Annotated in this window: 4 protein-coding genes; 2 read left to right on the top strand and 2 right to left on the bottom strand. The window is 68.9% G+C overall.

The window, feature by feature from the left end; all coding sequences use genetic code 11:
- Together AC0HS0_RS01630 and dinB are read left to right on the top strand one after the other, a co-directional pair.
- Positions 1 to 776, top strand: a 776-nt coding sequence (locus tag AC0HS0_RS01630; protein WP_472961193.1) for an alpha/beta fold hydrolase, incomplete at its 5' end; no start/stop codon positions are given.
- Positions 777 to 847: 71 nt separating this feature from the next.
- The gene (gene dinB, locus AC0HS0_RS01625) at positions 848 to 2,044 is read left to right on the top strand and encodes a DNA polymerase IV (RefSeq protein ID WP_472961191.1); all 1,197 of its coding nucleotides are present in this window, start codon (positions 848 to 850) and stop codon (positions 2,042 to 2,044) included.
- A 41-nt stretch (positions 2,045 to 2,085) separates the two neighbouring features.
- Here the strand turns inward: dinB and AC0HS0_RS01620 are convergent, their stop codons facing one another.
- Positions 2,086 to 3,060, bottom strand: a complete 975-nt coding sequence (locus AC0HS0_RS01620) for a DUF2510 domain-containing protein (RefSeq protein WP_472961189.1) — start codon at positions 3,058 to 3,060, stop codon at positions 2,086 to 2,088.
- Between the two features lie 327 nt (positions 3,061 to 3,387).
- Positions 3,388 to 4,413 (bottom strand): hypothetical protein, encoded by a 1,026-nt coding sequence (locus AC0HS0_RS01615; RefSeq protein WP_472961188.1) that lies wholly within the window; start codon positions 4,411 to 4,413, stop codon positions 3,388 to 3,390.
- Between the last annotated feature and the right edge of the window lie 337 nt (positions 4,414 to 4,750).

The following is a 4,750-nucleotide window of genomic DNA, read 5'->3' as shown; positions in this document are numbered from 1 at the left end:
AGATCGGCCAGCCGATGGACGCGAGCGGCTTCCGCGCCCTCGCGTCGTACTTCCCGGATCGTGTGGTCGTCACATACGACCCGCGCGGTCTGGGACGCAGCACGCGCAGCGACGGCGAGGTCACCAACACACCGACTACGCAGGCCGAGGACGTGCACGCGCTCATCACGGCGCTGGGCAGCGCGCCGGTCGACCTGTTCGCGAGCAGCGGCGGCGCAGTGACCGCGCTGGCGCTGGTGGCGGCGCACCCGGACGATGTGCGCATCCTCGTCGCGCACGAGCCGCCGCTTCCGGGAGTGCTCCCGGACGCCGCCGCCGCCGAGCGCGCGCTGGCGGCGGTGCACGAGACGTACGACGCGAGCGGTTTCGGGGCCGGGATGGCGGCGTTCATCGGGATGACGTCGTGGCGCGGCGAGTTCACCGACGACTATTTCGCGCAGCCTGCGCCCGACCCCGCGATGTTCGGGATGCCGACCGCCGACGACGGGTCGCGTGGCGATCCTCTGCTCTCCGAGCGCTCCTCCGCGGTGACGTCCCACCGCCCGGACATCGACGCGCTCACAGCAGCGCCCACACGCATCGTCGTCGCCGTGGGCGAGGAGTCGGAGGGCATCTTCACCGGTCGCACCTCCACCGCCGTCGCCGAGTTGCTCGGCACCGAGGCGGTCGTCTTCCCGAGCCACCACGGCGGCTTCGCGGCCGAGGACTCCCCCTACCCCGGCAAGGCGAAGGAGTTCGCCCGCCGGCTGCGGGAGGTGCTCGACTCGCAGGGCTGAAGCCTCCGCTCAATCCGGTGTCCGCGGTCGATGCGACCATTCTCTCGACGCGGAATCGATCGGAGGACGGCATGCGGGGCGAAGCGACCGTGCTGCACGCGGACCTCGACGCGTTCTACGCCTCGGTCGAGCAGCGCGATGCCCCCGCGCTGCGCGGGCGGCCCGTCATCGTGGGCGGCGGCGTCGTGCTCGCGGCGAGCTACGAGGCGAAGGCGCGCGGTATTCGCACCGCGATGGGCGGGCGGCAGGCCCGCGACCTGTGCCCGGAGGCCGTGGTCGTCCCGCCGCGGATGGAGGCGTACTCCGCCGCCAGCAAGGACGTCTTCGCCATCTTCCGCGACACCACCCCGCTCGTCGAGGGACTGTCTATCGACGAGGCGTTCCTGGAGGTCGGCGGCCTCCGGCGCCTCGCGGGCACGCCCGAGCAGATCGCCGTGCGGCTGCGCGAGCGGGTCCGCCAGGAGGTCGGCCTCCCGATCTCGGTCGGGATCGCCCGGACCAAGTTCCTCGCCAAGGTCGCCAGCGCGGTCAGCAAACCCGACGGGCTGCTCGTGGTCGAACCCGACCGGGAGCAGGAGTTCCTTCTCCCGCTCCCGGTGGAGCGGCTGTGGGGCGTGGGCGCCGTCACGGCGGAGAAGCTGCACCGGCTCGGCATCCGCACCGTCGGCCAGCTGGCCGAGCTCGAGGAGGCGACAGCCGAGAGACTGCTCGGCCGGGCGGCCGGAGCGCACCTGCATGCGCTGGCGCGGCTGCGGGATCCGCGCCCGGTAGACACCACGAAGCGTCGCGGCTCCATCGGCTCGCAGCGCGCGCTCGGAAGCCGCCCGCGCTCCCCCGAGGAGCTCGACCTCATCCTCACGCAGATCGTCGATCGTCTCTCCCGCAGGCTCCGCGATCGCGACCGCACCTGCCGCACGATCGTGCTGCGGCTGCGCTACGGCGACTTCGCCCGAGCCACCCGCTCGCGCACCCTCCCCTTCCCGTCGGACCGCACCTCCGTACTGCTCACCATCGCGCGAGCCCTGCTCGCCGCCGCTCAGGCCGAGATCACAGAACGCGGCATCACGCTCATCGGCCTCTCACTGTCGCAGCTGGGCCGCGCCGACAGCTTTCAGCCCGAGCTGCCGATCGACTGGGAGGACGGCGCACGGCTGGACACCGTGCTCGACGCCGTCCGCGACCGCTTCGGCGCCACATCCGTCGCACGAGCCGCGCACCTCGGCCGCGACCCGGGTTTGTCGGCGCCCCTCCTGCCGGAGCACGAGTGACGTCTGGCGGCTGACGGGTGACCTGTGACAGTAATCGCGTATCAGTCAGTGTTCCAGTGCAGGTGGCCGTTCGCGTCGGGCCCGTGACCGCCACAGGTGTAGGTCTTTCCGGCAGCGGAATGACCGACCACTCCCCGTTGTGAATCGGCGCAGAATGCGCCGGGGGTGACCAGCGGACCGGGCGCCGGCGCGGGGGCTGGCGCCGGGGCTGGCGCGGGCGCCGGTGCCGGTGCCGGTGCGGGAGCCGGTGCTGGTGCGGGAGCCGGTGCTGGTGCAGGAGCGGGCACAGGCGCGACCGTCGGAGTCGGAGTCGGAGTCGGAGTCGGAGTCGGAGTCGGCGTCGGGGTGTCCGGCCTGCTGAGTGTGATCGTCACCGTGGAGTGTGAGGCAAGCGTCGTGCCGGCCGCGGGGCTTTCGCTGACGACCACCCACCCGTCCCAGGTGTCGGGCTCGGTGCTGCCGTCCGAGGTCACCATTAGGACCTTCAGACCTTCGCGAGCCAGGTTCTCACCCGCGCTGGTCCCAAGGTCCCCGGTGTAGTCCTGCAGGGTGATCGACGCCGGAGTGGACCGCGTCGCATGTGAGTCGGCCGCTGGATGAGGCACTGCGGCCACGACTGAGCCCAGGACCAGCGCGAGTGCGGAGGCGGCCACAGCCACCTTCGACAGCGAACCTGATCGCGGAAATCGCATCCACGTTCGGCGATGCGTCGCGGCCGCGACGATGGCGGTCGGAAGGACGAACAGGGCCGCGACGATGAGGAATAGCCCGAATCCGTACGCGATTCCATACGCCAGAGCGACACCGACCGCGAGGATGCCGACGATCCACGTTGAGACGCCGGGCTGACGTCGAGCAACCGCGTCCGCACCGACTGCCGCGGTGGGTGTAGTGGTCTGGGTCGCCTCACCTGTGAGCGGCGCCGTGTGGTCGGTCCACGAGGCACCATCCCACCACCTCATCTGAGTGCGATCCTCGGGATTCGGATACCAGCCTTCGGGTGGCTTCTCGCTCATGTTCGCGCCTTTGCTACATGTCCTGTCCGGGCAATCGGACAGTTCAAGCTAGCGCCGAAGGTCGGCCTCGGGGATCACCCGAACGGGGGACGATCCGGGAGCCGGGCTCTTGACTCTTCCTATGTGGTAGGAGCAATATCACTGGCATGGTTGACGACCGACCGGCGGGCGATGGCAAGGTCAAACGTGACCAATACCGGTGCCCGAAATGCGGACGGACGAGGACATCCCCCGTTCCCGTCATCTGCCGCTGCGGCGCGCAGATGCAGAGGATCTAGCGACTCCTCCCTGTTGCCGGCGACGTGCTGAGTCGCCCGGCCCGAATGGTCACGCCAGATCGACAACCGACTCTTTCACCGCCCGGTCCATCTCTCTCAGAGCCGCAGCGTATCCTCGCGCGCTGGTGAGTGCCGCGCTGTAGCTTGCCCACGCCGTGGCGAGAAGGGCGACCGGCACCCCGATTCGGCCGACGATCGGGATAGCCCAGAGCACCGGGATCGAGATCACGGCTAACGTGATCGAGACGAAGACCAGCATGCAGTACATGTCCAGTCGTGTCCGGAACTGGTCATGGTGCAGAAGCACGCGAGTGGGCACGAAATGCCGGTTCCGCATTACAAAACCGGCGAGGTCCCCACCATCGTCGATCGCGTCCTCAGCAGATCGAAGGAGATTACCGAGTCGCGTCGGCATAACGCGTCCATCCTCGGGAAACTCTCGACGCTCCTTGTCGAGACGGAGGATCTTTGCCGCTTGCCAGGGGTCGCATGCCCCAATCCACGAAGACGGACCTTCCGCCAACGCGTCGGCCGCGTCGTGCTGGGCATCGGTCAGGCCGCTCGGCCTCTTCCGTTGATTCGCCTCAGCCTCGGCGGCCAGGATCACCATCGCGTCCGAATCTTCCCGCGCGAGGAGGCGAGGCCGTGCCGACTCGAACCCCCGCGCGTAGGCCCGGCGGAATCGCCTCTGCAGCGATCGGCTTCGCCGAAGCTGCCATTTGATTCCTACCGTTCGAATCCAGGAGGCCGGCCCCCTTCCCCGCCAGTACCCCTCTAGCTTCTGGATAGCTTCGAACGAGAATGCCTGCGTGAGGATCGTGGCGATAACGAGGGCAGGAAGAGCCAGGATGAGAAAGGGCACCCAGTTCTTTTGAATGAAGACTGCTGCGCCATCAAACGTAACGGCGCCCTGTATGCCGAACCATGACAACGCAGTGGCACCGGCGATGAAGAACGCGCCCGGGAGCCACGCACTCAGACTCAACTGATCGAGCACCCTGGCGATAAACGCCGAGAGGCTCTCGGGATCCCCCGAGGCAGGCTTGTCACCCAGGGGCTGTTCTGACCCGGCCACGACCCCAGCATCCTACCGCCCCCAAAGGATCGGGCCAACGACACACCGTTGCGACGGTTCGGCGCGCCGGGTATACGCCGTCCGCGACCGCTTTCGGGGCCGCATCCGTCGCACGGACTGCGCACCTCGGCCGCGACCCGGGATTGTCGGGCCCCTCCTGCCGGAGCACGAGTGACGTGTGGCCGGTCGTGCGCCACACTGACAGGGTGACGAAGACCGAACGCACGCTCATCCTGCTGCGCCACGCGAAGTCGGATTGGTCCGGGTCGATGCCGGACATCGACCGCCCCTTGGCCGAGCGCGGGAAGAATGAGGCCCCGCTCGCAGGGCGATGGAT

It is taken from the genome of Leifsonia sp. PARNA 1/14 (genome assembly GCF_055720965.1).
Note: the sequence above shows the minus strand (reverse complement) of the source record. Positions and strands in the feature narration are given on the sequence as shown.